21 protein-coding genes and 1 tRNA gene are annotated in these 21650 nt (G+C 70.2%); 3 read left to right on the forward strand and 19 right to left on the reverse strand.

The genetic code is table 11. The features are described 5' to 3' along the window. Window positions 1-14: 14 nt before the first annotated feature. From ACT6XY_RS05685 to ACT6XY_RS05730, 10 genes are all read right to left on the reverse strand, one after another. Window positions 15-1613, reverse strand: coding sequence for a glycosyltransferase family 39 protein (locus ACT6XY_RS05685; RefSeq protein WP_444747362.1), 1599 nt, complete (start codon window positions 1611-1613; stop codon window positions 15-17). 177 nt (window positions 1614-1790) lie between these two features. Beyond that, window positions 1791-1991, reverse strand: coding sequence for a hypothetical protein (locus ACT6XY_RS05690; RefSeq protein WP_444747363.1), 201 nt, complete (start codon window positions 1989-1991; stop codon window positions 1791-1793). Window positions 1992-2279: 288 nt separating this feature from the next. Then, window positions 2280-2474 carry a hypothetical protein gene (locus ACT6XY_RS05695; protein ID WP_444747364.1) on the reverse strand — a complete coding sequence of 65 codons (195 nt, stop codon included), beginning with the start codon at window positions 2472-2474 and terminating at the stop codon, window positions 2280-2282. Between the two features lie 131 nt (window positions 2475-2605). Further along, window positions 2606-2681, reverse strand: a tRNA-Phe gene (locus tag ACT6XY_RS05700). A gap of 223 nt (window positions 2682-2904) precedes the next feature. Further along, window positions 2905-3495, reverse strand: a complete 591-nt coding sequence (locus ACT6XY_RS05705) for a L,D-transpeptidase (RefSeq protein WP_444747365.1) — start codon at window positions 3493-3495, stop codon at window positions 2905-2907. Window positions 3496-3521: 26 nt separating this feature from the next. Continuing rightward, the gene (locus tag ACT6XY_RS05710; RefSeq protein ID WP_444747366.1) at window positions 3522-3875 is read right to left on the reverse strand and encodes a hypothetical protein; all 354 of its coding nucleotides are present in this window, start codon (window positions 3873-3875) and stop codon (window positions 3522-3524) included. A gap of 486 nt (window positions 3876-4361) precedes the next feature. Beyond that, window positions 4362-5030 carry a winged helix-turn-helix domain-containing protein gene (locus ACT6XY_RS05715; RefSeq protein WP_444747382.1) on the reverse strand — a complete coding sequence of 223 codons (669 nt, stop codon included), beginning with the start codon at window positions 5028-5030 and terminating at the stop codon, window positions 4362-4364. Window positions 5031-5080: 50 nt separating this feature from the next. After that, window positions 5081-6853 carry an ATP-binding response regulator gene (locus ACT6XY_RS05720; protein WP_444747367.1) on the reverse strand — a complete coding sequence of 591 codons (1773 nt, stop codon included), beginning with the start codon at window positions 6851-6853 and terminating at the stop codon, window positions 5081-5083. Then, window positions 6850-8889 carry a sensor histidine kinase gene (locus tag ACT6XY_RS05725; protein WP_444747368.1) on the reverse strand — a complete coding sequence of 680 codons (2040 nt, stop codon included), beginning with the start codon at window positions 8887-8889 and terminating at the stop codon, window positions 6850-6852. The genes ACT6XY_RS05720 and ACT6XY_RS05725 overlap by 4 nt, the downstream gene beginning before the upstream one ends. After that, window positions 8889-9890 carry a TRAP transporter substrate-binding protein gene (locus tag ACT6XY_RS05730; protein WP_444747369.1) on the reverse strand — a complete coding sequence of 334 codons (1002 nt, stop codon included), beginning with the start codon at window positions 9888-9890 and terminating at the stop codon, window positions 8889-8891. Before ACT6XY_RS05730 ends, ACT6XY_RS05725 begins: the two co-directional genes overlap by 1 nt. A gap of 288 nt (window positions 9891-10178) precedes the next feature. Between ACT6XY_RS05730 and ACT6XY_RS05735 the strand changes: the two genes are divergently transcribed. Next, window positions 10179-10493: a hypothetical protein gene (locus tag ACT6XY_RS05735; protein ID WP_444747370.1), complete on the forward strand. Its 315-nt coding sequence runs from the start codon at window positions 10179-10181 to the stop codon at window positions 10491-10493. 7 nt (window positions 10494-10500) lie between these two features. On the opposite strand, the gene ACT6XY_RS05740 is transcribed toward ACT6XY_RS05735, so the two are convergent. Next, window positions 10501-11106 (reverse strand): hypothetical protein, encoded by a 606-nt coding sequence (locus ACT6XY_RS05740; RefSeq protein WP_444747371.1) that lies wholly within the window; start codon window positions 11104-11106, stop codon window positions 10501-10503. A 168-nt stretch (window positions 11107-11274) separates the two neighbouring features. On the opposite strand from ACT6XY_RS05740, the gene ACT6XY_RS05745 reads away from it, so the two are divergent. After that, on the forward strand, window positions 11275-11532 hold the full coding sequence (locus ACT6XY_RS05745) for a GNAT family N-acetyltransferase (protein WP_444747372.1): 258 nt from the start codon (window positions 11275-11277) through the stop codon (window positions 11530-11532). Window positions 11533-11552: 20 nt separating this feature from the next. Here the strand turns inward: ACT6XY_RS05745 and ACT6XY_RS05750 are convergent, their stop codons facing one another. Beyond that, entirely contained in the window at window positions 11553-12953 is a 1401-nt protein-coding gene (locus tag ACT6XY_RS05750; protein ID WP_444747373.1) for an FAD-binding oxidoreductase, read from the reverse strand. Window positions 12954-13124: 171 nt separating this feature from the next. Here ACT6XY_RS05750 and ACT6XY_RS05755 point away from each other — a divergent pair, with 171 nt between their 5' ends. Continuing rightward, entirely contained in the window at window positions 13125-13631 is a 507-nt protein-coding gene (locus tag ACT6XY_RS05755; protein ID WP_444747374.1) for an acyl-CoA thioesterase, read from the forward strand. 15 nt (window positions 13632-13646) lie between these two features. On the opposite strand, the gene ACT6XY_RS05760 is transcribed toward ACT6XY_RS05755, so the two are convergent. The 7 genes from ACT6XY_RS05760 to lpxC all read right to left on the reverse strand — a co-directional run bounded on the left by ACT6XY_RS05760 (window position 13647) and on the right by lpxC (window position 21137). Next, complete coding sequence (locus ACT6XY_RS05760; protein ID WP_444747375.1) at window positions 13647-13808, reverse strand: hypothetical protein; 162 nt, start codon at window positions 13806-13808, stop codon at window positions 13647-13649. A 91-nt stretch (window positions 13809-13899) separates the two neighbouring features. Beyond that, complete coding sequence (locus ACT6XY_RS05765) at window positions 13900-14133, reverse strand: hypothetical protein (protein WP_444747376.1); 234 nt, start codon at window positions 14131-14133, stop codon at window positions 13900-13902. A 166-nt stretch (window positions 14134-14299) separates the two neighbouring features. Next, complete coding sequence (gene ligA / locus ACT6XY_RS05770; protein ID WP_444747377.1) at window positions 14300-16429, reverse strand: NAD-dependent DNA ligase LigA; 2130 nt, start codon at window positions 16427-16429, stop codon at window positions 14300-14302. 139 nt (window positions 16430-16568) lie between these two features. Then, window positions 16569-17183: a hypothetical protein gene (locus tag ACT6XY_RS05775; protein ID WP_444747378.1), complete on the reverse strand. Its 615-nt coding sequence runs from the start codon at window positions 17181-17183 to the stop codon at window positions 16569-16571. Window positions 17184-17397: 214 nt separating this feature from the next. Further along, window positions 17398-19053, reverse strand: coding sequence for a DNA repair protein RecN (recN, locus tag ACT6XY_RS05780; RefSeq protein ID WP_444747379.1), 1656 nt, complete (start codon window positions 19051-19053; stop codon window positions 17398-17400). 104 nt (window positions 19054-19157) lie between these two features. Next, on the reverse strand, window positions 19158-19982 hold the full coding sequence (locus tag ACT6XY_RS05785; protein WP_444747383.1) for an outer membrane protein assembly factor BamD: 825 nt from the start codon (window positions 19980-19982) through the stop codon (window positions 19158-19160). Between the two features lie 222 nt (window positions 19983-20204). Then, window positions 20205-21137: a UDP-3-O-acyl-N-acetylglucosamine deacetylase gene (gene lpxC / locus ACT6XY_RS05790; protein ID WP_444747384.1), complete on the reverse strand. Its 933-nt coding sequence runs from the start codon at window positions 21135-21137 to the stop codon at window positions 20205-20207. Window positions 21138-21650 lie beyond the last annotated feature (513 nt).

Raw genomic sequence — 21650 nt, forward strand, 5'->3', positions numbered from 1 at the left:
GGCAGGGCCGCCGGTCAGGGCCGGTCGGCCAACGCTGCGGCGTTCGCGGCCCCGAGGTCCTGCGGGGCGATGATGCGATAGGCCAGCACCACGGGAGCACCCGACCGCAGCACCGTATCGGCCTGGACGAGGCCGTCGGGTTTCAGGCCGGGAGAAAGACGCCTCAGCCGCGCGAGAGCGACCGCATCGTCCGGCTGCCAGACCAGCAGCGCGCCTTCGCGCGCCAGACGTTCCCGCGTGACCCACGGCGACAGGCGGACGTCGCCGTCGAACAGGATCTGCGGCCGTGCGGGAGCGTAGAAGGCGACGTTGCCGGCGTGCCAGCGGTCGCCGGCGACGATGCGCAGGGGAAGCGGCGTGCGCTCGCGCCACAGCGCCTCGAGCTGGGAAGCGAGGGACTGGGCCGGATAGAGCGTCGGCACATGGGCGGCGCCCATGGCGAGCCGCACGTAGTGATGGCCGGCATTGAGCACGGGCAGGACCAGGACGATGGCGACGGCGACGGCGCTTGCGAGGCGCAGGCGGCCGATGACCAGACGCGGCCCGATCAGCGCCACGGCCGCAATGCCGGAAAAGGCGAAGAGCGCGGTGCCACGGCCCTGGCGGAACTCGCCACCGACCGCGAAATTCGTGACGAGGGCCACGAGGATCGGCGCGAAGGCCATGACGAGGAGCAGGGCCCTGTCCCGCTCGCCGGGGTCGCGCCCCTCGATGACCAGTTCTGGCCGGGGCCGGGATGCGCCCACGCCCACGCCGATCGCCAGGAGGGCAAGGAGCCCGGCATGGACGAGAACCTGGGCGCCGAAGAAGCAGAGGACGTACCACAGGCGCATGACGACGGTTTCGGCCGTGGCGTCGGTGGACAGGACGTGGACGAGCGAGGAGCCGCCGGTCTCGACGACCCATGCGACATGGGGCGCGACGAGCGCAAGGCCGAGCGCCATGGCGAACCAGAAGGCCGGGCGGCGCAGCTGCGCCCGTCCCTCGGGCAGGGCGAGGGTGAGGACGACCAGCACAGCCACCAGCAGCAGGCCGACATATTTGGCATATACGGAGAGCGCGACGACGACGGCGAGCGCGAACCAGAAGGCCGAACGGCCCTGGATCACGGCCCGCCACCAGAAGAGGCCCGTGAGAGCCCAGAGCGGCGCCGACAGCGTGTCGGGCGTGAAGGTCGCCATGGGCGGCCCGTAATAGTGGATGCCTGCGAGGGTGAGGAAGGCGGCGACCACGCCCTGGGCCGGGCCGAGGATGGTGACGGCGAGAGCCCAGACCGCCCAGAGCGTCACCAGCACGCACACCTGGGCATGAAGATAGGCGAGCCAGGGCGCGCCGGGCGCGACGTGCTCACTCAGTCCCAGCACCCAGGCCTGGAGCGGCGGATGCTTGAAATAGCCCCAGGCGATGCTGCGGCCCCAGAGGAAACCCTCCACGGTATCGCGCGGCAAGGTGAGGAAGCCGATCGCTGGCGCCAGCACGGCGACGAAGGCACCGAGCCCGGCGAGCGCCCAGAACAGGGTCACTCCGCGGCGCGCCAGCAGGGCTCCGATGGTCTCGCCGGAGATGGGCACCGGGCCGACGAGATCGGCGCGCCAGAGAACGGGGCTGTGCATGGAGGAAGTGGTTCGGGGGGTATGGAGGTAAGGTGGGACCCCCTCGCCTAAACCATCCTGTTACAAGGCGCAACACAATGCAGCCATATTCCGACAACCCGTCCGCGATCGCCGGGACGTTCCGACGGAACGGCTGTCAGGCCGGCCACACTTCCGGTTCCCGCCGGATTCCTTCGGTCAGAAGGACTGATCCGGCTCGTCCGGGTCGCCGCCGACGGGAGGGGGCAGCTTCGGTTCGCCCTCATCGGGCGTCGACCGGGGACCGTCCTCATGCACGGCGGGCGGGGTCTCGACGTCGGCAGGAAGGTTCGCCGCCGCCGGGATGACTTCTCCGCTCGCGGTCACCGCGAAATCCGCCGTCGTCGCTGCACGCGCCATCTTCGCCTCTCCTGTCCCGCTCACACCGGTCCAGATTTCATCGACCCGTCCGAGAGGGGCGCAGGGTCCGGCGCAGGTTCGTCGGGATCCCCCGAGGGAGCGGCATCGCGCCTGACCCGATCAAGTGGGATCTGCCGTTCATCGAAGCTGCCGGCCGGCACAGGCGCGTCGGAGGTCGGCGTGTCGTCCACCTGTTCGCGCTCGGCGCCCGGCTGACCGGGACGGCGCGCCGGATCCGGCGGCACGTCGCCGGGGACTTCGTCTTCGGGGTGTCCCATTCTCGCCTCCTCACATGGACAGGTCGCCCTCGGGGGGCGGGGGCAGCTTGTCCTTGGTCGCCGCCTTGCCGGCGTCCTTGTCCCTGGGCCCGCCGGGCGGAGCGATTTCCGCCCCTTCCGGGCGGGTCAGGCCGTCGCCGGCCATGGGGCGCTCCTCGGTTGCGGGGTTGACGCCGTCCATCGGGTTCGGACCGGGCTTGGCCATCTGAGCCTCCATCGCTTCGGGAGGAGAACGATGGAAGGCGATACCAGTTCCTCAGGGAGGACCTATGCCGCGACGGCCTGAGTTGCGGCTCAGGCTGGATCCGGATCGATCTGTCGGCGGAGAGGCAGAAATGGTGCCCGGGGACGGAGTCGAACCGCCGACACTGCGATTTTCAGTCGCATGCTCTACCAGCTGAGCTACCCGGGCGACCGCGGCATGTGACCGTCTCGCGACGATCAGCAGCAGTGCGGGGCGGCTTATAGAGGCTCGCGCGGGGGCTGTCCACCCTCTCCGTTCCGGGTGATCCACAGGCCGACGGCGGGCTGTCGGATGGCTGCCGGCGGAGGCCCCGTCCGGCGAGAAAAAGCCCCGATGGCGGGGCCATCGGGGCGAGGTGGAGGTCATGCGGGATGCACGGCAGGAGAAGGGTTCAGCGCAGGACGACGACCCGGGTGCCGACGCGGACGCGGTCGTAGAGGTCGACGACGTCGTCGTTGAGCATGCGGATGCAGCCGGAGGAGACGGCCTGGCCGATGGTGTGCGGCTCGTTGGAGCCGTGGATGCGGTAGAGCGAGGAGCCGAGATAGAGGGCGCGGGCGCCGAGCGGGTTGTCGGGGCCGCCGGCCATGAAGCGCGGCAGGTCGGGGCGGCGCTGCAGCATCTGCACGGGCGGGCGCCAGTCCGGCCATTCCTGCTTGCGGGTGATGGTGGGGCTGCCGGCCCATTCGAAGCCGGGGCGGCCGACGCCGATGCCGTAGCGGATGGCACGGCCGTCCGCGAGGACCAGGTAGAGGCGGCGCTCGGTGGTGTTGACCACGACCGTGCCGGGGGCATGGCCGCCGTTGTAGGCGACGATCTCGCGCGGGATGGCGGGAGCGCGGGCGGCGGCCTGGGCATGGGGCCGGGCGACCAGCGGCTCACGGGTGTCCGGGTCGAACATGATCGTCTGGACGAAGGGATTGGCGGAGGCGGCCGAGGCGGTGAGCGACAGGGCGGCGGCGAGGAAGAGGCGGCGGTTCATGGCGGGCTCCGGGCGGGTTCGGTGGATCAGCGGCCGGTCTGGTCGAGGGCGACCATGCGGACGGGGCGCAGGTGCTCGCCCTTCGGCGAGGTCTGGCAGGCGGCGGGAATGTGGGGCCAGGCGAAGCGGGCGCAGTCGGCGCGCTCGCCGGTGATGGCGGCGGTGCGGCCCGCCGTCTCGGACCGCCGCGGGGCGGCGTCGAGGCGGTTGCGGAAGCCGTCGAAGGCGCCGTGGGCGTGGTCGACGTCGGCGGCCGAGAAGGTCACCGCGAGGGAGGGCACGGAGCCGGCGGCACGGCCATCCGGCGCCATGGCCAGAGCCAGGACGAGGCCGAAGCCCGCCACGCCGCCGAGAGCCAGAAACTTCGATATCCGGTTCATGTGCGATCCCCCAGTTCGGCCCTCCGTGGGCCGGTCTCCCCTCTGTCGCCGTGGCCGCCGAAAAGGTTCATCGGAGCGGCGCGCCCGGCGTCATCGGGTTGAAGAGAACGTAAGGGGGAGCGTTTTCGTGGTGGTGTCTCGCGGCGGGGGCCCGCGTTTCAATGGCGCAGGGCCGTGTTTCAAGCCTTGCCGGCGCGTGTCGGCCCCTGACGGCGAACGTTGCTGGAAGGGCCGGCATGTTTCAGGACGGGGAAACAAGGGCCATACACGCACGATCCCGTCGCTGGCGCGAGGAGAAGCCGCGCATGTGTAAGGGCCCCACCCTCACCCTCCCCCCGCTGACGCGAGGAGAGGGGGACTACGGCCGCTCGCCTCGGTTTCCACCGCAGAGCCAGGCGCGGCCGGTTCGCTGTAGCGAGTTCGTCGAAGTCCCCTCCCCGCGCAGCGGGGAGGGTGCGGGTGGGGCATGTCCACCCGCTCCGGGGATCAGCCCTTCTCGCCGTCCGGCATGAACATGTAGCCGGCGCCGCGTACGGTGCGGATATAGGCGGGGGCGTCGGCGTCGGGCTCGATCTTGCGGCGGATGCGGGTGATGCGCACGTCGATGGCCCGGTCGTAGGCCTCGGGGTCGCGGGCGCCGGCGAGATCGAGCAGGCGGTCGCGGGAGAGAACGCGGCGCGGATTGTCGGCGAAGGCCTTGAGCAGGTTGAACTCGGAACCGGTCAGGGGATGCTCGGCGCCCGCCTCGTCGCGCAGCACGTGGGCGCCGAGGTCGAGGATCTTGGTGCCGAAGCGCACGAGCTCGCGGGCACCGCCGGCCCCGGCCGGACGCTGCGGCGCCACGGCGCGGCGCAGCAGGGCGCGGATGCGGGCGAGCAGCTCGCGCAGCTCGCAGGGCTTGGCGAGATAGTCGTCGGCGCCGAGATCGAGCCCGTTGACCCGGTCGTCGGGGCTCGCCGTCGCGGTGAGCATGATGACCGGCAGCGGCAGGCGCTGCTTCAGGTCGCGGACGATGGAGAGGCCGTCCTCGCCGGGCATGTTGAGATCGAGCACCACGAGGGCGGGCCGCTCCTCCTCCAGCGCCCGACGCAGCGCCGCCCCGCCGTCGCAGAGCGACACGCGGAAGCCGTGGAGCTTGAGGTAGTCACCGACCATGTCGCGGGCGGCCGCCTCGTCGTCGACGACGATGATGAGCTGGCCGGCGTTCACGAGGGGCCCCGCTGCACCAGCGGAGGCAGGGTGAAGGCGAAGGTCGCGCCCTTGCCGGGGCCGTTGCTGGCGGCGCTGATGCGGCCGCCGTGGAGCTCGACGATGCGCCGGCAGATGAAGAGGCCGAGGCCGGTGGAGCTCTCGCCGCCGGTGGGCTTGGCGGAGAGGCGCTGGAAGCGACCGAACAGGCGCTGCTCGTCCTCGGGCGTGAGGCCCGGCCCGCTGTCGGTGACGGCGATGCGGTGGCCGCCCTCGCTGGAGGTGAGCGAGACGGTGATGCGGCCGCCCGGCGGGGAATATTTCACCGCGTTGGAGACGAGGTTGTCGATCGCCTCGCGCAGGCGGTCGGGGTCGGCGCGGCCGGGCAGCGCATCCGGCCCGCGATAGACCAGCATCTGGCCCTTGCGGTCGGCGAGCGGGGCGTTGGCGTCGATGACGGCACCGACCACGGCCGCGGCGTCGATGTCGGCGAGGCGCAGCACGATGTCCTCGGCGTCCAGCATGGCGTCGTTGATCAGCTCGTCGACCATCGAGGTCATGCGGGCGACGGAGGAGCGGATCTGCTCGATCTGGCTGCGGGCGCGATCGATGTTCGGCGGGTCGAGGCAGAGGAGCTCGTTCATCATCTCGGAGCGGCCGAGGATGACGCCGAGCGGGTTCTTCAGGTCATGGGCCACGGTGCCGAGCACCTCCGCCTTGTGGTCGTTGGTGCGCTTCAGCCGCTGCCACTGGGCTGTGAGCCGCTCGTTGGCGAGGGTGAGCTGGCGGGTACGCTCGGCGACGCGCCGCTCGAGGGTGGCGTTGGCAGCCTGCAGCTGCTCGTAGAGGATGACGTTGTCGAAGGCAGTGGAGAGCCGGCCGCAGAAGACCGCGACGAGGGTCTGATCGGTGTCGGAGAGCGGCCGGTCGGAGGTCAGCGCCACGACGATCTCCCGGCCGGTCGGCGTCCGGATGTAGAGGGCCGTCTCGGTGGCGTCGAAGGCGTGGCGGCGACGCTCGAAAGCCGAATCGACGAGGCGGGCCATGGCGGCGTCGAGGGCGCCGTCTGCCGCGGCGGCGACGGGGGCATAGACGCCGGAGCCGGCGAGGACGGCGATGCGCTGCGGATCCTCGCGCAGGACCAGGATTCCCTCGCAGGAGACCTGGACGAGCCCGGCGATCTGGGTCAGCACGCCCGCCGCGAGCTTCTTCATGGACTTCAGGTCGAAGAGCTCGGACGCCGCTTCCACGATGAGCTCGAGGCCGCGGCGGGTCTCCACCAGACGCATGAGCTGCTGGTACGAGCGGATGGCGGCGGTGAGCGAGGTGAAGAGCTTGTCGCCGGTGAGCTCGGTCTTGGCCTTGTAGTCGTTGATGTCGTAGTCGACGATCACCTGGCGCTCGGGCGCCTGGCCGGGCTGTCCGGTGCGCAGGATGATGCGCACCGTGTCGTTCTTCAGCTCGTTGCGGATGTAGTCGACGAGGTCGAGGCCGGCACCGTCGCTCTCCATCACCACGTCGAGCAGCACCACCGCCATGTCGGGATGGCGCGCCAGCAGGGTGCGGCCCTCGGCGGCGGAAAAGGCGGAATAGAGGTCGAGCCGGTGGCCGGCGAGCTGGTAGTCCGAAAGGGCGTATTTGGTGCCGGAATGGATCGCCGCGTCGTCGTCGATGATGGCGACCTTCCAGCGGCCGGCCTCGGCCTCCGGAGCGGCCGGGCCGTCGTCGAGGATGGCGACGAGTTCGTCGTCCTCGGGATGGGGAGCGTCCTCGCGCGGGTCGGACATCATGCGGGTTCCTGCCGGTCGGCGGGCTCCTGCGGCGCGTTGAGCGGCAGGACGATGCGGAAGGTGGTGCCGACGCCCGGCGTCGACGACAGCGAGATACGCCCGCCGAGCCGCCGTGTCACGATGTTGAAGACGATATTCAATCCGAGGCCGGTCCCGCCCTCGCCGCGGCGGGTGGTGAAGAAGGGGTCGTAGGCCTGGCGCTGGACCTCGGCGTTCATGCCGACCCCGTCGTCGCGGAAGGTCATGACGACCTGGTCGCCCTCGGCCGCAGCGGCGATGGCGAAGGTGCCGGAGCGGCCGTCCGGGAAGGCATGGGTCAGGGCGTTGATGAAGAGGTTGGTGACGACCTGGCCGTAGGGCCCGGGATAGCTGTCGAGGACGATTCCGGGGGGCACCTCGACCTGCAGCTTCACCGGGGCGCGGCGCAGCGTCGGGCGGAGGCTGGCAACGATCTGGTCGGTGGCCTCGGCGAGGTTGAAGCGGCGGCGGTCGGCGTGGCTGCGGTCGACGGCCACCTGCTTGAAGGCCTGCACCATCTCGCCGGCGCGCTGCAGGTTGAGCGAGAGCTGGCTCGCCGCCTCGCGGCTGCCCTGGACGAAGTCTGCGAGGCGGGAGCGGCGCAGCTCGCCGCGCTCGACGTCGGCGGCGAACTCGTCGATGCGCCGCGACAGGGTGGAGGCGACGGTGAGCGAGATGCCGATGGGGTTGTTGACCTCGTGGGCGACGCCGGCGACGAGTCCGCCGAGGGCGGCGAGCTTCTCCGCCTCCACCAGGCTCTGCTGGGTGTCCCGCAGGTGGTGCAGCGCGGTTTCGGCGCGGTCCTTGGCGGCGACGAGGTCCTGCTCGGCGCGCTGCTTCTCGATGGCGTTCTGGCGGAACACCTCCACGGCACGGGCCATGCGGCCGATGTCGTCCGTGGCGGTGAGGCCCGAGGGCGGGCGTTCGAGGTCACCGGCGACGATGGCGTTCATGCTGCCGGCGAGATCGTCGAGCGGCACGCGGATGGACCGCGCGATGAGGGTCCAGATGACGGCGGCGATGATGAGGAAGATGCCGGCGATGCCAGCCGCCTGGACGAAGACGATCCGGAGCGTCTGGTCGAGGCGCTGCTGGGCGGCGTCCTCCTTGGCGCGCACCCGCTCGGCCACCTCCTGGATGACGGTGGCCATCACCGCCTGGTTGCCGTCGATCTCCACCTGGAGAAGGCGGTTCTGCATGCCGAGGACCTGGATCATGCGGCCGAACCCGGCCCTCAGCGCATTGGTGCGTTCGGCGAGCGTCGTCAGCGCGGCGCGCTGGAACTCGGTCTCGGCGAGGTCGACCATGACGGGGGCGGTCTGCTGGATCACCTCGATGGAGCGGGAGGCCTCGCGCTGCGCCTGCACCGACTGGGTCAGGTAGTAGTCGTTGATGGCGACGAGGAAGACGGAGAAGGCCTCGCGCGACTTGCCGAGCGAGGGGCCGACGAGGGCGGCGCGGTCGGCCATCGCGGTCTCGACCACCGCATAGAGCTGGGACAGTTCGCTCGCCGGCTTGCGGATCTCGTTCTCGTAGATGGACGAGATGGTCTCGCGCACGCTGCGCAGCTCGTCGAAGCCGAGCATGAAGCGCTCGGTGACGCTGGTGACGGAGCGCGCCGGGTTCTGCAGCGCGAGGTCGATCTCCTGCTCGATGGCGAGCTTGGCGAGGAGGGCCTTCCGGCGCTGCTCGATCTCGTTCAGCACCATCTCGTTGGGCAGGGCGAAATAGCGGTGGATGAGGGTCTGCAGCCGCCCCGCATCGTTCTCGATGGAGGCCAGCAGCCGGTCGATGCGGCGGGCCTCCTGCAGGTCGCCCCAGGCGGAACGGATGGCCCGTGCGCCCGATGCGATCAGAAGCATCAGGAGGGTGATGAAGGCGAGGTTCAGGATGACGACGGTGACGATGCGCCAGCGCACGGGAATGCGCCGGAACAGCTCGGAGACCCCGTCGAGCCTGCCGCGGATGGTGCGCAGCGCCGGCCGGACCATCACCCTGCGTGCCGTCGTCGCATCCATCAGCGGGCCTGGCGGATGCGCGCCACCAGCGCGGCGAGCGGCGGGTCGGCCGCGAAGCGCTCGACGATGGGCCGCACCGCTTCCTCGAAGCCGCTGCGGTCCTCGAGGGTGACGACCGTGACACCCGCGGCCTCGGCCTGGCGGCGCGAGGTCTGTTCCAGCTTCAGCCACTGCTCGCGCATGGCGCGGGCGGATTCGCGGGCGGCAGCGCGGAAGATGTCGCGGTCGGCAGCGGAAAGCTCGTCCCAGGCCTTCCGCGAGACCACCAGGACCTCCGGGCTCATCGTGTGCTCGGTGAGGGTGATGTGGCGCGCCGCCTGGTAATGGTCGGTGGTGACGTAGGACGGCCAGTTGTTCTCCGCGCCGTGGATGAGGCCGGTCACGAGGCTGACGTTGACCTGGCCATAGGGCAGCGCCACCGGCTCGGCGCCCAGCGCGCGCATCATCTCGACCATCATGTCCGACTGCTGGACGCGGATGCGCAGGCCCTTCAGGTCCTCGACGCGGCGGATGGGACGGACGGAATTGTAGATGGAGCGGGCGCCGGAATCGTAGAAGGCGAGGCCGACGAGGCCGTAGCGCTCGAAGCTCGCGAGGATGTCGTCGCCGACCGGACCGTCAAGGACGGCGTGGAGGTGGTCGACCGAGCGGAACAGGAACGGCAGGGCCAGGATGTTGGCCTCGGGAATGAAGCTCGCCAGCGGCGCGACATTGGTGCGGTTGATGTCGATGGCGCCGATGCGCGTCTGCTCGATCGTCTCCTTCTCCTCTCCGAGCTGGCGGGAGTGGAAGATGCGCAGGCGATGGCGTCCGCCGGTGCGCTCGGCGATGAGCGTGCCCATCAGTTCCAGCGCCTTGACGGTGGGATAGTCGGCGGGCTGGGTGTCGGCGACGCGGAACTCGCGCGCATCCAGGCCCGGCGCGAGGCCCACGAGCGCCAGAAGGGCTCCCAGCGCGAGCGCCGGCGCCCTGCCCGTCACCATGCCCAACAAGCCGCCCATCGACCGCCCCTGCCCTTCGGACACCGTCACCGGCGCCCCCCTGGAAAATCATGCCACGAACCGGCCGGCGTCGCCATGGCCGCGGTGGGCGCCCCCGGCCCCGTGCGGCCCTCTGAAGAGCCCCGCATTGTTTCACTTCCGTGTCGCCCCCGCCCGATGCCTTCGCCGCAACGGCGGACGCCGCGACATCGCACGGAAACCGCCCGCCCGGATGTTCGCCGCAATGAGGGGTGCGATCGGGGACGGTCAGCGCCCGCGCCGCCGTCGGCGGCTGCTGGAGGCATGCGCATGAATTTCATCCGGACTTTCGCTGCGGCGGCGGCCCTTGTCGCCGGGCTTCACGTCGCCGTCGCCCCGGCCCTCGCGCAGGAAGAGATCGGCATTCCGGAATGCGACCGGTTCATCACCAGCTACGAGGTCTGCGTGACCACCAAGGTGCCGGCGACCCACCGCGTCACCTTCTCGCAGCAGGTGGCGCAGTTGCGCACCACCTGGCGCTCGCTGGCCCAGGACCCGCAGACGCGGCTGCAACTGGAAGCGATCTGCCGCACCCAGGGCGAGCAGATGCGCCGGGGCCTCGAACCCTTCGGCTGCGCCTTCTAGCCGCGCCTCAGCGCGAGCAGGACGCGAGCATGCGGCGGCGTATCTCGTCGATGCCGTCGAGGCGGTAGGTGCCCTCGAAGCGCCAGCGGCGCGAGCCCTCGAGGCGGATGGCGAGGGTGCCGGTGGACGGCAGGCGCGTCAGGAACTCGCGCACGTCGCCGGGGAAGATCGCCCGGTGCAGGTTGCGCGATCCCTGCCAGATGTCGCCGGGGGCGAGGCGATCGTTGATGCGCACGTTGGCGAAGACGCTGGCCGCCCCCATGACCGGGCTGTCGCGGCCGACGGCGAGGGCGAGCCGGTCGTCGCGGCAGGAAATCTCCAGGGAGATGCTTTCCTCGCCCCAGGGCTCGACGGGGCGCTGGTCGGCGACGATGACCCGGCCGGAGGGCCCGGTGCTGGCCGTCAGCTGCCAGCGACCGACGGTCACCGTGCCGTCGTCTCCCGGCGCGGCAACGGACGACGCCAGGCGGTCGAAGCATACCAGCCGTTCCGCTTCCACCGCGATGGTGGCGCATCGCCTGAGCGCTTCAGGCAGCGCAGCCTCGACCGCCGCGCCCGAACGCGGAAGAGCAAGGCCGGCGAGAAGCGCCAGAGCGACCACAATGGGTTTCATGGACCAGAACGTAGTGTCGCGGGGGTGGGAGACAACCCGCCAGGTGGTCGCAGGCGCGCCGCCGCCTGCCCGGCCGGTTCCCGCAGGGCAGGACTGCTTCACGGCTCTGGGCCGCCGGTGCGGACGCCCCCATATGGCGGGAAGGCGCATGACAGGGAGATGCCAGCGATGACAGACACGTTCCGCGACAACGGCACCGCCGGCCGGTTCGAACTCGACGTCGGCGGCCGCCAGGCCTTCGCGATCTACCGCCGCGACGGCGACCGCCTCGTCATCGACCATGTGGAGGCGGAGCCCGCCCTGCGCGGCACCGGGGCTGCCGGACGGCTGATGGAGCAGGTGGTGGCGGCAGCGCGGGCGGAGAACCGCACCATCGTCCCGCGCTGCGGCTATGCAGCGAGCTGGCTCCGACGTCACCAGGGCTGACCGGCGGGACGGGCGCAGCCTCAGCCCGCCATCTTGCCGGGGTTCATCAGGCCACGCGGGTCGACGGCCTGCTTGAGGGAGGCCATCAGGGCCATGGCAGCGTCGCCGTGCTCGGCGGCGAGATATTTCATCTTGCCCTGCCCGACCCCGTGCTCGCCGGTGCAAGTGCCCTCCATGGCGAGGGCGCGCTCGACGATGCGGCCCATGAAGGCCTTGCAGGCGGCGACGCTGGCGGGATCGTTCTCGTCCATCAGCGGCAGGACGTGAAAATTGCCGTCGCCGACATGGCCGACGATGGGGGCGATGAGCCCGCTCGCCTCGATGTCCTTCTTGGTGGCGTCGATGCACTCGGCGAGGCGCGAGATCGGCACGCAGACATCGGACGACTGGCCCTTCCAGCCGGGCCTCAGCGCCAGGGCGGCCCAATAGGCGTCGTGGCGGGCCTGCCACAGCCGCGTGCGGTCCTCGGCCTTGGCCGCCCACTGGAAGTCGCCGGCGCCGTATTCGTCGGCAATGGCGCGGAAGCGCTCGACCTGTTCGGCGACACCGGCCTCCGTTCCATGGAACTCCAGCAGTAGCAGCGGCTTCTCGGGCAGCGAGAGCTTCGAATAGGCGTTGACCGCGCCGACCTGCACCTCGTCGAGCAGCTCGATGCGCGCCATGGGAATGCCGGTCTGGATGGCGACGATGGTGGCGTCGGCCGCGTCCTTCACGGTCGGGAAGGAGCAGGTGGCGGCCGAGATCGCCTCGGGAATGCCGTGCAGCTTCAGGGTGATCTTCGTGATGATGCCCAGTGTGCCCTCGGAGCCGACGAAGAGGCGGGTGAGGTCGTAGCCGGCGGAGGTCTTGCGGGCTCTGCGGGCGGTGTCGATGACCTCGCCGTTCGGCAGCACCACCTCGAGAGCGATGACGTTGTCCTTCATCGTGCCGTAGCGCACGGCATTGGTGCCGGAGGCGCGGGTCGCGGCCATGCCGCCGATGGAGGCGTCGGCGCCGGGGTCGATGGGGAAGAACAGCCCCATGTCGCGCAGATACTCGTTGAGCTGCTTGCGGGTGACGCCGGGCTCGACCACCACGTCGAGGTCCTCGGCGTGGACGGCGATGATGCGCTTCATCAGCGATGTGTCGAGGGATATGCCGCCGAAGGGCGCGTTGACGTGCCCCTCGAGGGAAGATCCCGTGCCGAAGGGGATGACCGGCATGTCGTGGGCCGCGGCGATCCTCATCACGGCGACGCAGTCCTCGGTGCTCTCGGCGAAGACGACGACGTCGGGCGGCTGGTTCTCGATCCAGGTGAGGGTGTGGGCGTGCTGCTGGCGCACCGCCTGGGAGGTGACGGCCCGGTTGCCGAACAGCGCCTGGAGCTCGGCCACGGCGGTGGCGACGACATCCGGGCTCGGGCGGGTGCGGGTAGCGGGCATGGGACGGTCCTCGGTCGCCCCAGCGGTGGAGCGGGAGCGGACCTTAGGGGCTCGCGCGGGGAAGGCAAAGGGGTTGCCCCCCGGGGGGTGCACGGCTCACACAAGGCGGCGAGCCCCCCTCCCCCGCCCGGGCGATTGCCGGGTGCGCCCGCCATCGGCTAATCGGGAGGCATGACCCAGTTCGACCTCTGCCCCGACACGGGCCTTGCGATCACCCCGCGGATGGCCATCCGGCCGGAGATGATCGACTACAACGGCCACGTGAACGTCGCCTTCTACGTCAAGCTGTTCGACGAGGGGCTCGACATGCTGTTCGAGCGCATCGGCCTGTCGGAATCCTACGTGCGCACGCGCAACATGAGCTTCTTCGCCATGGAGCTGCACGTGCGCTACCTGCGCGAGGTGCACCTCACGGACCCGGTGCAGGCGCGCATCCGCATCCTCGACGTCGACGCCAAGCGCATCCACTACTGGATGGAGCTGATCCACGCCGAGGAGCGCTGGCTGTCGGCGACGATGGAATCGATCTCGATCCACATCGACATGGCAACGCGCAAGCCGGCGCCCTTCCCCGACGACATCATGGCGCGGCTCGAGGCCTGGCATCGCGACAGCCAGTGCCGCGAGCGGCCGGACGGGGTCGGTCAGGTGATCGGGATCAGGCGCAAGCCGTCCTGAGGACGGCGGACGGCCTCAGCGCGCGAAGGGCAGCGTGTAGGAGCCGCCGAGAGTCGTCAGGATGCCTGCGCGGCGCAGTTCGTCGGCCGAGACGACGGTCTGGGCTTCACGCGCCATGCGCTCGGCGCGGCGGCGGCGATAGGCGTTCAGGTAGCGGGCGAGAGTGGCGAAGAACATGGTGCCCTCCGGGGGGCGTGCGGGGTGACGCCGACGGCCGGTCCTGCGGGGTGCAGGACCGGCCCAGTCGTGCGGAGCGGGATGCGAGCTGTCAGATGCTCGACATCATGCTGCGGGTGCGGCGAACCATTTGGTCGCGGGTCATGCCGTGGCGGGCGAGTTCGTCGTCCGACAGATGGGCCAGGTACCCGTTGACGTAGGTGGCGGCGCGCAGTTCCTGGGCCTCGACGACGGCGTCGTAGATGGAACCCCAGAAGCCGCGCTTGCCCTTGGCCTTCTCGGCCGGGGCGGCGGAAGCGATCTTGTCGAGCGCAATGGTAGCCATGGTGGTCTCTCCTCTGAAAGAGTGGACGACCTCGAGGCTTCCTCCCTTTCGACCACCTCATTTTGTTGCAGTGCAGCGATTTTACAAGATTGTGCAGCGCACAATCAGCCTTGCATTCCGTGCATGGCTTGTGAAAACGAACTGTTAACGATCTGGATTCGCAAGTTTATTTCACGAGCTCGAACCACTCGTCCTCGGTCATGACCACCACGCCGAGGTCGCGCGCCTTATCGAGCTTGGAGCCGGCGCCGGGGCCCGCGACGACGTAGTCGGTCTTCTTCGACACCGAGCCCGCGACCTTCGCCCCGAGCCGCTCGGCCATGGCCTTGGCCTCGTCGCGGGTCATCTTCTCCAGCGAGCCGGTGAAGACCACGGTCTTGCCGGCAACGGGGGTGTCGGCCTTGGGCTTCTCGGCCTGCTGCACCACGAGTTCGGCGACCAGGCGCTCGACCATGGCGCGGTTGCGCGGCTCGGCGAAATAGGCGGCCATGGCGTCGATGACGGCGTCGCCGATCTGGTCGAGCGAATCGAGCTCGTGCCGCGTCTCCCCGTCGCCCTCGGCCACCCTGACGGCGGCATCGTGGAAGGCCTGCCAGGTGCCGTAGGCCCGGGCGAGGACGCGGGCGGTGGTCTCGCCGACATGGCGGATGCCGAGCGCTGCGATGAGCCGGTCAAGCGGGACGGTGCGGCTCTGCTCGATGGCGTCGAAGAGATTCTTCACCGAGAGGGCGCCGAATCCCTCCTTGTCGCGCAGCTTCTTCAGGTTCTGCGCGTCGCGGCGGGCGAGGGTGAAGATGTCCGCGGGCTCGCGGATCGGCAGGTCGGGATCGGCGAAGAAGAAGGGGAGCCGCTCGGCGCCGAGGCCCTCGATGTCGAGGACGCGGCGGGAGACGACGTGGCGCAGCCGCTCCACGGCCTGCGCCGGACAGGCGAAGCCGCCGGTGCAGCGTTTGACGGCCTCACCCTCCTCACGGATCGCCGGGCTGCCGCAGGCCGGGCAGGTCGTCGGGAAGGCATAGGGCCTCGCCTCCGCCGGCCGCTTCTCGACCACCACATCCAGCACCTGCGGGATGACGTCGCCCGCGCGCTGGACGATGACGGTGTCGCCGACGCGAATGTCGTGCTCGCGGAATCGATCGCCGTCGGTGCCGATGCCCCTGATGTAGTCCTCGTTGTGAAGGGTGGCATTGGAGACGACGACGCCGCCGACCGTGACCGGGCGCAGCTTGGCGACGGGGGTGAGCGCGCCGGTGCGGCCGACCTGGATGTCGATGGCGTCGAGGATGGTCGTCGCCTTCTCGGCGGCGAACTTGTGGGCGATGGCCCAGCGCGGCGAGCGCGAGACGAAGCCGAGGCGCGCCTGGAGGGCGAGACTGTCGACCTTGTAGACGACGCCGTCGATGTCGTAGCCGAGGGTGGCGCGCTTCTCCTCGATCATCCGGTAATGGGCGAGGAGCCCCTCGGCGCTGTCGCGGACGACGGTGAGCGGATTGGTGGGGAAGCCGAGCGCGGCGAACCAGTCGACCATGCCGGACTGGGTGTCGCGCGGCCGCTCCGGGCTGATCTCGCCCCAGGAATAGGCGAAGAAGCGCAGCGGCCGCTCCTCGGTGATGCGCGGGTCGAGCTGGCGCAGCGAGCCGGCGGCGGCGTTGCGCGGGTTGGCGAAGGGCGGCAGGCCCCTCTCCTCCTGGCGCGCATTGATGCGGCGGAAATCGTCGTGGGAGAGGTAGACCTCGCCGCGCACCTCCAGCACCTCGGGCGCATCCTTCAGGACCTGGGGAATCTCGCCGATCGTGCGGATATTGGCGGTGACGTCCTCGCCGACCGCACCGTCACCGCGGGTGGCGGCGACCGCGAGGCGACCGCCGACATAGCGCAGCGAGCAGGACAGGCCGTCGATCTTCGGCTCGGCCGTCATGGCCACGGGCTCGTCGGGCCCGAGCCCGAGGAAACGGCGCACGCGGCCGACGAAATCCGTCACCTCCTCGTCGGCGAAGGCATTGGAGAGGGAGAGCATGGGGACGGCGTGGGTGACCTTGCCGAATTTCGAGGCCGGCGCCGCGCCGACCTTCTGGGTGAGGCTGTCGGCGGTCCTGAGGGTGGGAAAGGCGGTTTCCAGCGCCTCATAGCGGCGGCGCAGCGCGTCGTAATCGGCGTCGGTGAGGGTCGGCGCGTCGTCCTGGTAATACTGCCGGTCGGCCTCGGCGATGGCCTCGGCGAGGCGCTCGTGCTCGAGGCGGGCGTCATCGGCGGTCAGGCTGTCGACGGGGGCGTTGGGGGCGGGACGTTTCGACATGGGCGACCGATTCCGGGCAGTCAGGATCTCGCCCCGTCATGCCCGGCGACGTGCCCGGCATCCACGGTTTTCTGGCGGGGACGGCTGGACGAGACGATAGAGCCGTGGACGACCGGGACAAGGGCCGGAATGGCAGCAGTCAGTCGACGATGCCGATGCTCATGCCCTGGGTCGCCGCCTGGCGTATCACAGCCTCGGGCGAGGGAAACCACATGTCGACGATGCCGGTCACGCCGTGGCGGCGAAGGGCCGCGGGCGTCGCCGTCCATTCCTGGGCCAGCGAGCGCACGCCCGAGCGCGGATCGCGCCGCCAGGGTGGCTGCCAGGTGATGGAGCCGTCGACGCCGATCTCACGGAAGAAGCTGCGGGTCTGCGACAGGAGCTCGCGCTCCTCGCCGTCGCCGAAGAGGCCGCCGAAGGCGCCGGGTGCGATGCCGCCGTGGAAGATCAGGATGCTGTCGGGCGCCACCGCCTTGGTGCGGGCGGCCGGGAAGAGGAAGTTGGCGCAGGAGGAGATGCAGTGGTTCTTCACCACCAAAAGGAGGCTACGGGCGCGCAAGGCCCTGGCGAGACGGAGCGCGGCCGTCACCTCGCCGCCGTCCGAGGTGATCACCATGGCGGTGAGGCGCCGGTCGCCCATGAGCGTTTCGGCGCGCTCCGCCGTGGCCGCGTCGATGTCGCCCGTGAAGCAGAGAGCGTTCCGGGCGACCCGGATGTCAGTGACGGAGGCGCAGAAGTCGAGCGCCGCGGTCACGGCGGCGGGCTGGGCGCGGGCGGATGCGGGAGCGAGCAAAAGCAGGAGGGCGGCGAGGAGCGCGAAGGCGTGCCTCGCCGTTCCTTCGCCTGTTGAATGAGAGGCGGGCTGCAACAGGGCGCAAGGGGCCGCAGTCTGTACGGGAGGGCGGGGAGCGGAATGTGCCATGCCGCCGTGATCCCCCCGAAAGCGGGCGATCCGATGGCGCCGCCGCTCACCCGACGGTGAGGAGCTTCTCGGCGGCGGCGCGGGCCTCGTCGGTGATGGTCTCGCCGGCGAGCATGCGGGCGAGCTCCTCGCGCCTGAGATCGAAGCCGAGCGGCCTGACGCGGGTGGCGACGCGCTGGCCCGTCGTCTCCTTGGCGATGAGGTAGTGGCGCGTGGCCTTGGCGGCGACCTGCGGGGCGTGGGTGACGGAGAGTACCTGGACCTTGCCGCCGAGGCGGGCGAGGCGCTGGCCGATGGCGTCCGCCACCGCGCCGCCGACGCCCGTGTCGATCTCGTCGAAGACGAGGGTCGGCGCCGAGCCCTGGTCGGCCAGCACCACCTTGAGCGCCAGCATGAAGCGGGAGAGCTCGCCGCCGGAAGCGACCTTCATCATCGGTCCGGGCCGCGTGCCGGGATTGGTCTGGACCCAGAACTCCAGCCGGTCGACGCCATCCGCACCTGTCCCCTCGGCGGAGAACTCGGTCATGAAGCGGGCGCGGTCGAGCTTCAGCGGCCCGAGTTCGGCGTTCACCGCCTTGTCGAGCTTCGTCGCCGCCGCCTTGCGCTTCGCGGACAGGACGGAAGCGGCCTTGCCATAGGCGGCCTCCGCCGCGGCGGCCTCCTTCTCCAGCGCCACCAGCCGGTCCTCGCCGGCGTCGAGGGCGGCGACATCGGCGAGATAGCGGGCCGCGAGTTCGGCGAGGCCTTCCACCGGGACGGCGTATTTGCGCGAGGCGGCGCGGAGCGCGAAGAGCCGCTCCTCGATGCGCTCGAGTTCGCGCGGATCGAACTCGGCGGCGCGCTGGGCGGCCTCCACCGCGGCGCGGGCGTCCTCGATACGGTCGAGAGCCTCGCCGAAGGCTTTGACGATGGGCTCGACGAGGGCCGGGGCCTGGGGCGCGCGGCGTTCGAGCCGGCGCCAGGCGGCGGCGAGCGAGGGAACCGCCGAGGCGGGGCCCGCCAGCACGTCCATGGCCTCGGACAGATCGGAGGCGATCTTCTCGGAGGCCATCATCTCCTGGCGGCGGGCGGCGAGGTCGGCCTCTTCGCCGGCCTCGGGTTTCAGCTTGCCCAGTTCCTCCACGGCGTGGCGGAGGAAGTCGCCGTCGGCACGCGCCTTGAGGAGACGGGCCTGCGCTTCCTCCATCGCCTTGCGGGCCTCGCGCCAGCCCTTCCAGGCGGCGCGGACGGCCTCGACGTCGCGGCCGAGGCCGCCGAAGGCATCGACGACGGTGCGGTGGCTCTCCGGCTCGATCAGCGCGCGGTCGGCGTGCTGGCCGTGGATCTCGACCAGCGCACCGCCGATGGCACGCAGCACCTGCACGCTCACCGCCTGGTCGTTGACGAAGGCGCGGGTGCGGCCGTCGGCAAGCTGGACCCTCCGGAGAATCATGTCGCCCTCGGTGTCGATGTCGGCCTCCGCGGCGATGCGCCGGGCAGGATGGGCGAGCGGCACGTCGAAGACCGCCGTCACCTGCCCCTGGTCCTGACCGTGGCGGACGAGGGCGGCATCGCCGCGGGCCCCGAGGGCGAGAGAGGTGGCGTCGAGGAGGATGGACTTGCCGGCGCCGGTCTCGCCGGTGAGCACGGAGAGGCCCTCGGCGAAGGTCAGATCGAGCCGGTCGATCAGGACGATGTCGCGGATCGAAAGCTGGACGAGCATGGGCGGTTCGCGAGTTCCCGGCAGCGACGTGACGCGGGCTCCGGGAGATTCGGCCGGATCCGCGCCCTCAAGGGCTTAACGCGAACGGAGACGGAACGGAAGGGTCAGCCGGTGATGCGGCGGAAGGCGCGGCTGATCCACGAGCCGGTGTCCTCGCGCGGGCTGAGGCCCTGGCCCTGGATCAGCGCGTAGCTGTCCTTGTACCACTGGCTGTCCGGGAAGTTGTGGCCGAGGACGGCGGCGGCCGTCTGCGCCTCGTTGACGATGCCGAGCGCCATGTAGCACTCGACGAGGCGGGCGAGCGCCTCCTCGACGTGGCGGGTCGTCTGGAACTGCGAGATGACCGTGCGGTAGCGGTTGATGGCGCCGGCGAACTGGCGGCGGTCGAGATAGTATTTGGCGACCGTCATCTCGCGGCCGGCGAGCTGGTCGCGGGCGACCTCCACCTTGCGGCGGGCGGCGATGGCATATTCCGACTGCGGCCACTTGCGGGTGACCTCCTCGAGAACGACGAGCGCGCGCTCGGTACGGGTCTGGTCGCGCTGCACGTCGGGGATCTGGTCGTACTGAGCCGCGCCCATCAGGTACTGAGCATAGGCGGCGTCGTTCGAGCCGGGATGCAGCTGGAGATAGCGGCGGGCCTGGTTGATCGTCTCCTCGTAGTCCTGCGCCTCGTAATAGGAGTACGCGGCCATGACGAGGGCCCGCTTGGCCCATTCCGTATAGGGATGGGTGCGGTCGATTTCCATGAACTTCAGCGCGGCGCGACGCCAGTCGCGGCGGTTCTGCAGGGCGATGCCCTCGTTGTAGAGCTTCTCGGCCGGCTCGTCGGGCAGGCTCGCCGAATCGACGCCGCCGCCGAACAGATTGAAGGACGGCCCGTTGGCGCAGGCGCCCAGCGGCAGGGACACGGCCAGGACCGTCGCCATCAGCACAGCGCGCCGCGAAGCGCTGCTGGCGGGACGCGCCGAAAGGGCCTGATCCGAGGGCTGCCCATCCACGGGATGCTTCTGCACGGTCACGACCTTCCCACTCGACGTTACGACGCGGGCCGCGAGGCCCGGCACGGCTCATAACCGAATTTGCACGGTGGGGCTATCGCCCCGGCGCCACGTTCTGAAGCGGAGTTGAGGCCCAATTGGGGCAAGGGCTCAGTTGGCGTCCGGCCCGTAGGCGGCGACCGAGACGCCGATGTCGGCGTGGCCGCGCTCGCGGCGGGGAGCCTGGTCGACGATGGCGTAGGCGCTGGGATCGGCGAAGAGCGCCTCCAGCAGCTTCACGTTCATGCGATGGCCGCCGCGATAGGAGCGGAAGCGGCCGATCAGCGGCGCGCCGGCGAGCGAGAGGTCGCCCACCGCATCGAGCAGCTTGTGTCGCACGAACTCGTCGCGGAAGCGCAGGCCCTCGGGGTTGAGGATGCGGTCGTCGCCGACGACGACGGTGTTCTCCAGCGAGGCGCCGAGGGCCTTGTTGACGGCCCAGAGACGACTGACGTCCTGCATGAAGCCGAAGGTGCGGGCGCGGGCCACCTCGCGGCGGAAGGCGCCGGAATCGAGGTCCATGCGGAAGAGCTGGCGGCCGATCATGGCGTTGTCGAAGTCGATCTCGACCTCGAGGCGCAGGCCTCGGTCATGCGGGTGGAGCTCGACGACGCCGCGCTCGGTCTCCAGCACGACGGATTTCAGGACCTTCACGACGCGGCGGCTGGCCTCGAGCGTCTCGATGCCGACCTGGTCGATCGCGGCGACGAAAGGAGCTGCCGAACCGTCGAGGATCGGCATTTCGGGGCCGTCCACCTCAACGAGGCAGTTGTCGATGCCGAGGCCGGCAAGTGCGGCCATCAGGTGTTCGACGGTGGCGACACCGCCGCGCTCGGGCTTGCCGATGACGGTGGACAGGTCGGCCGAGGACACGTTGCGGAAGACGGCGGGAATTTCGGCATGGTCCTGGTCGGAGCGCAGGAAGGAGATGCCGCTACCGGCCTCGGCGGGGTGCAGCGTCACCGACACCGCAGCGCCCGAGTGGACGCCGATCCCATCGAGCTGGACCGCGTCACGTAGCGTCGTCTGCCTGGCAGTCTTCATCATCGACCGTCTCTGCCACCCGGAAGGAGGAGGCTCGTGGACCTCATCGGAGCGGGATGGCTCCCTTCATGACCTGACGTGGCGGTGCCGGATTGCGGGGGTGCCGATCCGGGATTTTGTTGCAGTGAAGCGAATCGCCCCACCGGTCATCCAACCTCGTCGCGCCGGGACCATAACCACCCCCTCCCGGGGGGCCAAGTCACGGTTTATGTCGGACTGTTACCAGATTTCCGACGCATTCTCTCTACAGCGTTAACACCTTAAAAAGCGGGCGTTAACAAAAACTTACCCGGGTGGTTCACACCCGGGTAAATTGAACCGCTGCAAGATTTGGTAACAATTCGCTCGAAGCCCCGACGGGCCTCAGTTGGCCTGCCGGCGGAGGAAGGCCGGGATGTCCAGATGCTCGTCGTCGGAGCGCTGTTGCTGCGCTGCGGGACGACCGTGGATGTCCAGGCCCGAGGGCTCGCGCCGCATCTGCGGGGCGGGTGCGGCGGGCATGCGGGGCGCCTG

The sequence above is a fragment of the Phreatobacter sp. genome (assembly GCF_052440005.1).
Taxonomy (GTDB): Bacteria; Pseudomonadota; Alphaproteobacteria; order Rhizobiales; family Phreatobacteraceae; genus Phreatobacter.

Bases quoted from the DNA above. Each gene is read 5' to 3' on its own strand.
- ACT6XY_RS05715 (WP_444747382.1), bottom strand. From the start codon at position 5,030: ATGGTCGGTGACTACCTCAAGCTCCACGGCTTCCGCGTGTCGCTCTGC.
- ACT6XY_RS05730 (WP_444747369.1), bottom strand. From the start codon at position 9,890: ATGGGCGGCTTGTTGGGCATGGTGACGGGCAGGGCGCCGGCGCTCGCG.
- ACT6XY_RS05785 (WP_444747383.1), bottom strand. From the start codon at position 19,982: ATGGCGACGGTCCTGGCCGTGTCCCTGCCGCTGGGCGCCTGCGCCAAC.
- ACT6XY_RS05765 (WP_444747376.1), bottom strand. From the start codon at position 14,133: ATGGCTACCATTGCGCTCGACAAGATCGCTTCCGCCGCCCCGGCCGAG.
- ACT6XY_RS05755 (WP_444747374.1), top strand. From the start codon at position 13,125: ATGACCCAGTTCGACCTCTGCCCCGACACGGGCCTTGCGATCACCCCG.
- ACT6XY_RS05745 (WP_444747372.1), top strand. From the start codon at position 11,275: ATGACAGACACGTTCCGCGACAACGGCACCGCCGGCCGGTTCGAACTC.
- ACT6XY_RS05725 (WP_444747368.1), bottom strand. From the start codon at position 8,889: ATGGATGCGACGACGGCACGCAGGGTGATGGTCCGGCCGGCGCTGCGC.
- lpxC (WP_444747384.1), bottom strand. From the start codon at position 21,137: ATGAAGACTGCCAGGCAGACGACGCTACGTGACGCGGTCCAGCTCGAT.
- ACT6XY_RS05705 (WP_444747365.1), bottom strand. From the start codon at position 3,495: ATGAACCGCCGCCTCTTCCTCGCCGCCGCCCTGTCGCTCACCGCCTCG.
- recN (WP_444747379.1), bottom strand. From the start codon at position 19,053: ATGCTCGTCCAGCTTTCGATCCGCGACATCGTCCTGATCGACCGGCTC.
- ACT6XY_RS05690 (WP_444747363.1), bottom strand. From the start codon at position 1,991: ATGGCGCGTGCAGCGACGACGGCGGATTTCGCGGTGACCGCGAGCGGA.
- ACT6XY_RS05685 (WP_444747362.1), bottom strand. From the start codon at position 1,613: ATGCACAGCCCCGTTCTCTGGCGCGCCGATCTCGTCGGCCCGGTGCCC.
- ACT6XY_RS05740 (WP_444747371.1), bottom strand. From the start codon at position 11,106: ATGAAACCCATTGTGGTCGCTCTGGCGCTTCTCGCCGGCCTTGCTCTT.
- ACT6XY_RS05735 (WP_444747370.1), top strand. From the start codon at position 10,179: ATGAATTTCATCCGGACTTTCGCTGCGGCGGCGGCCCTTGTCGCCGGG.
- ligA (WP_444747377.1), bottom strand. From the start codon at position 16,429: ATGTCGAAACGTCCCGCCCCCAACGCCCCCGTCGACAGCCTGACCGCC.
- ACT6XY_RS05710 (WP_444747366.1), bottom strand. From the start codon at position 3,875: ATGAACCGGATATCGAAGTTTCTGGCTCTCGGCGGCGTGGCGGGCTTC.
- ACT6XY_RS05760 (WP_444747375.1), bottom strand. From the start codon at position 13,808: ATGTTCTTCGCCACTCTCGCCCGCTACCTGAACGCCTATCGCCGCCGC.
- ACT6XY_RS05695 (WP_444747364.1), bottom strand. From the start codon at position 2,474: ATGGCCAAGCCCGGTCCGAACCCGATGGACGGCGTCAACCCCGCAACC.
- ACT6XY_RS05720 (WP_444747367.1), bottom strand. From the start codon at position 6,853: ATGATGTCCGACCCGCGCGAGGACGCTCCCCATCCCGAGGACGACGAA.
- ACT6XY_RS05750 (WP_444747373.1), bottom strand. From the start codon at position 12,953: ATGCCCGCTACCCGCACCCGCCCGAGCCCGGATGTCGTCGCCACCGCC.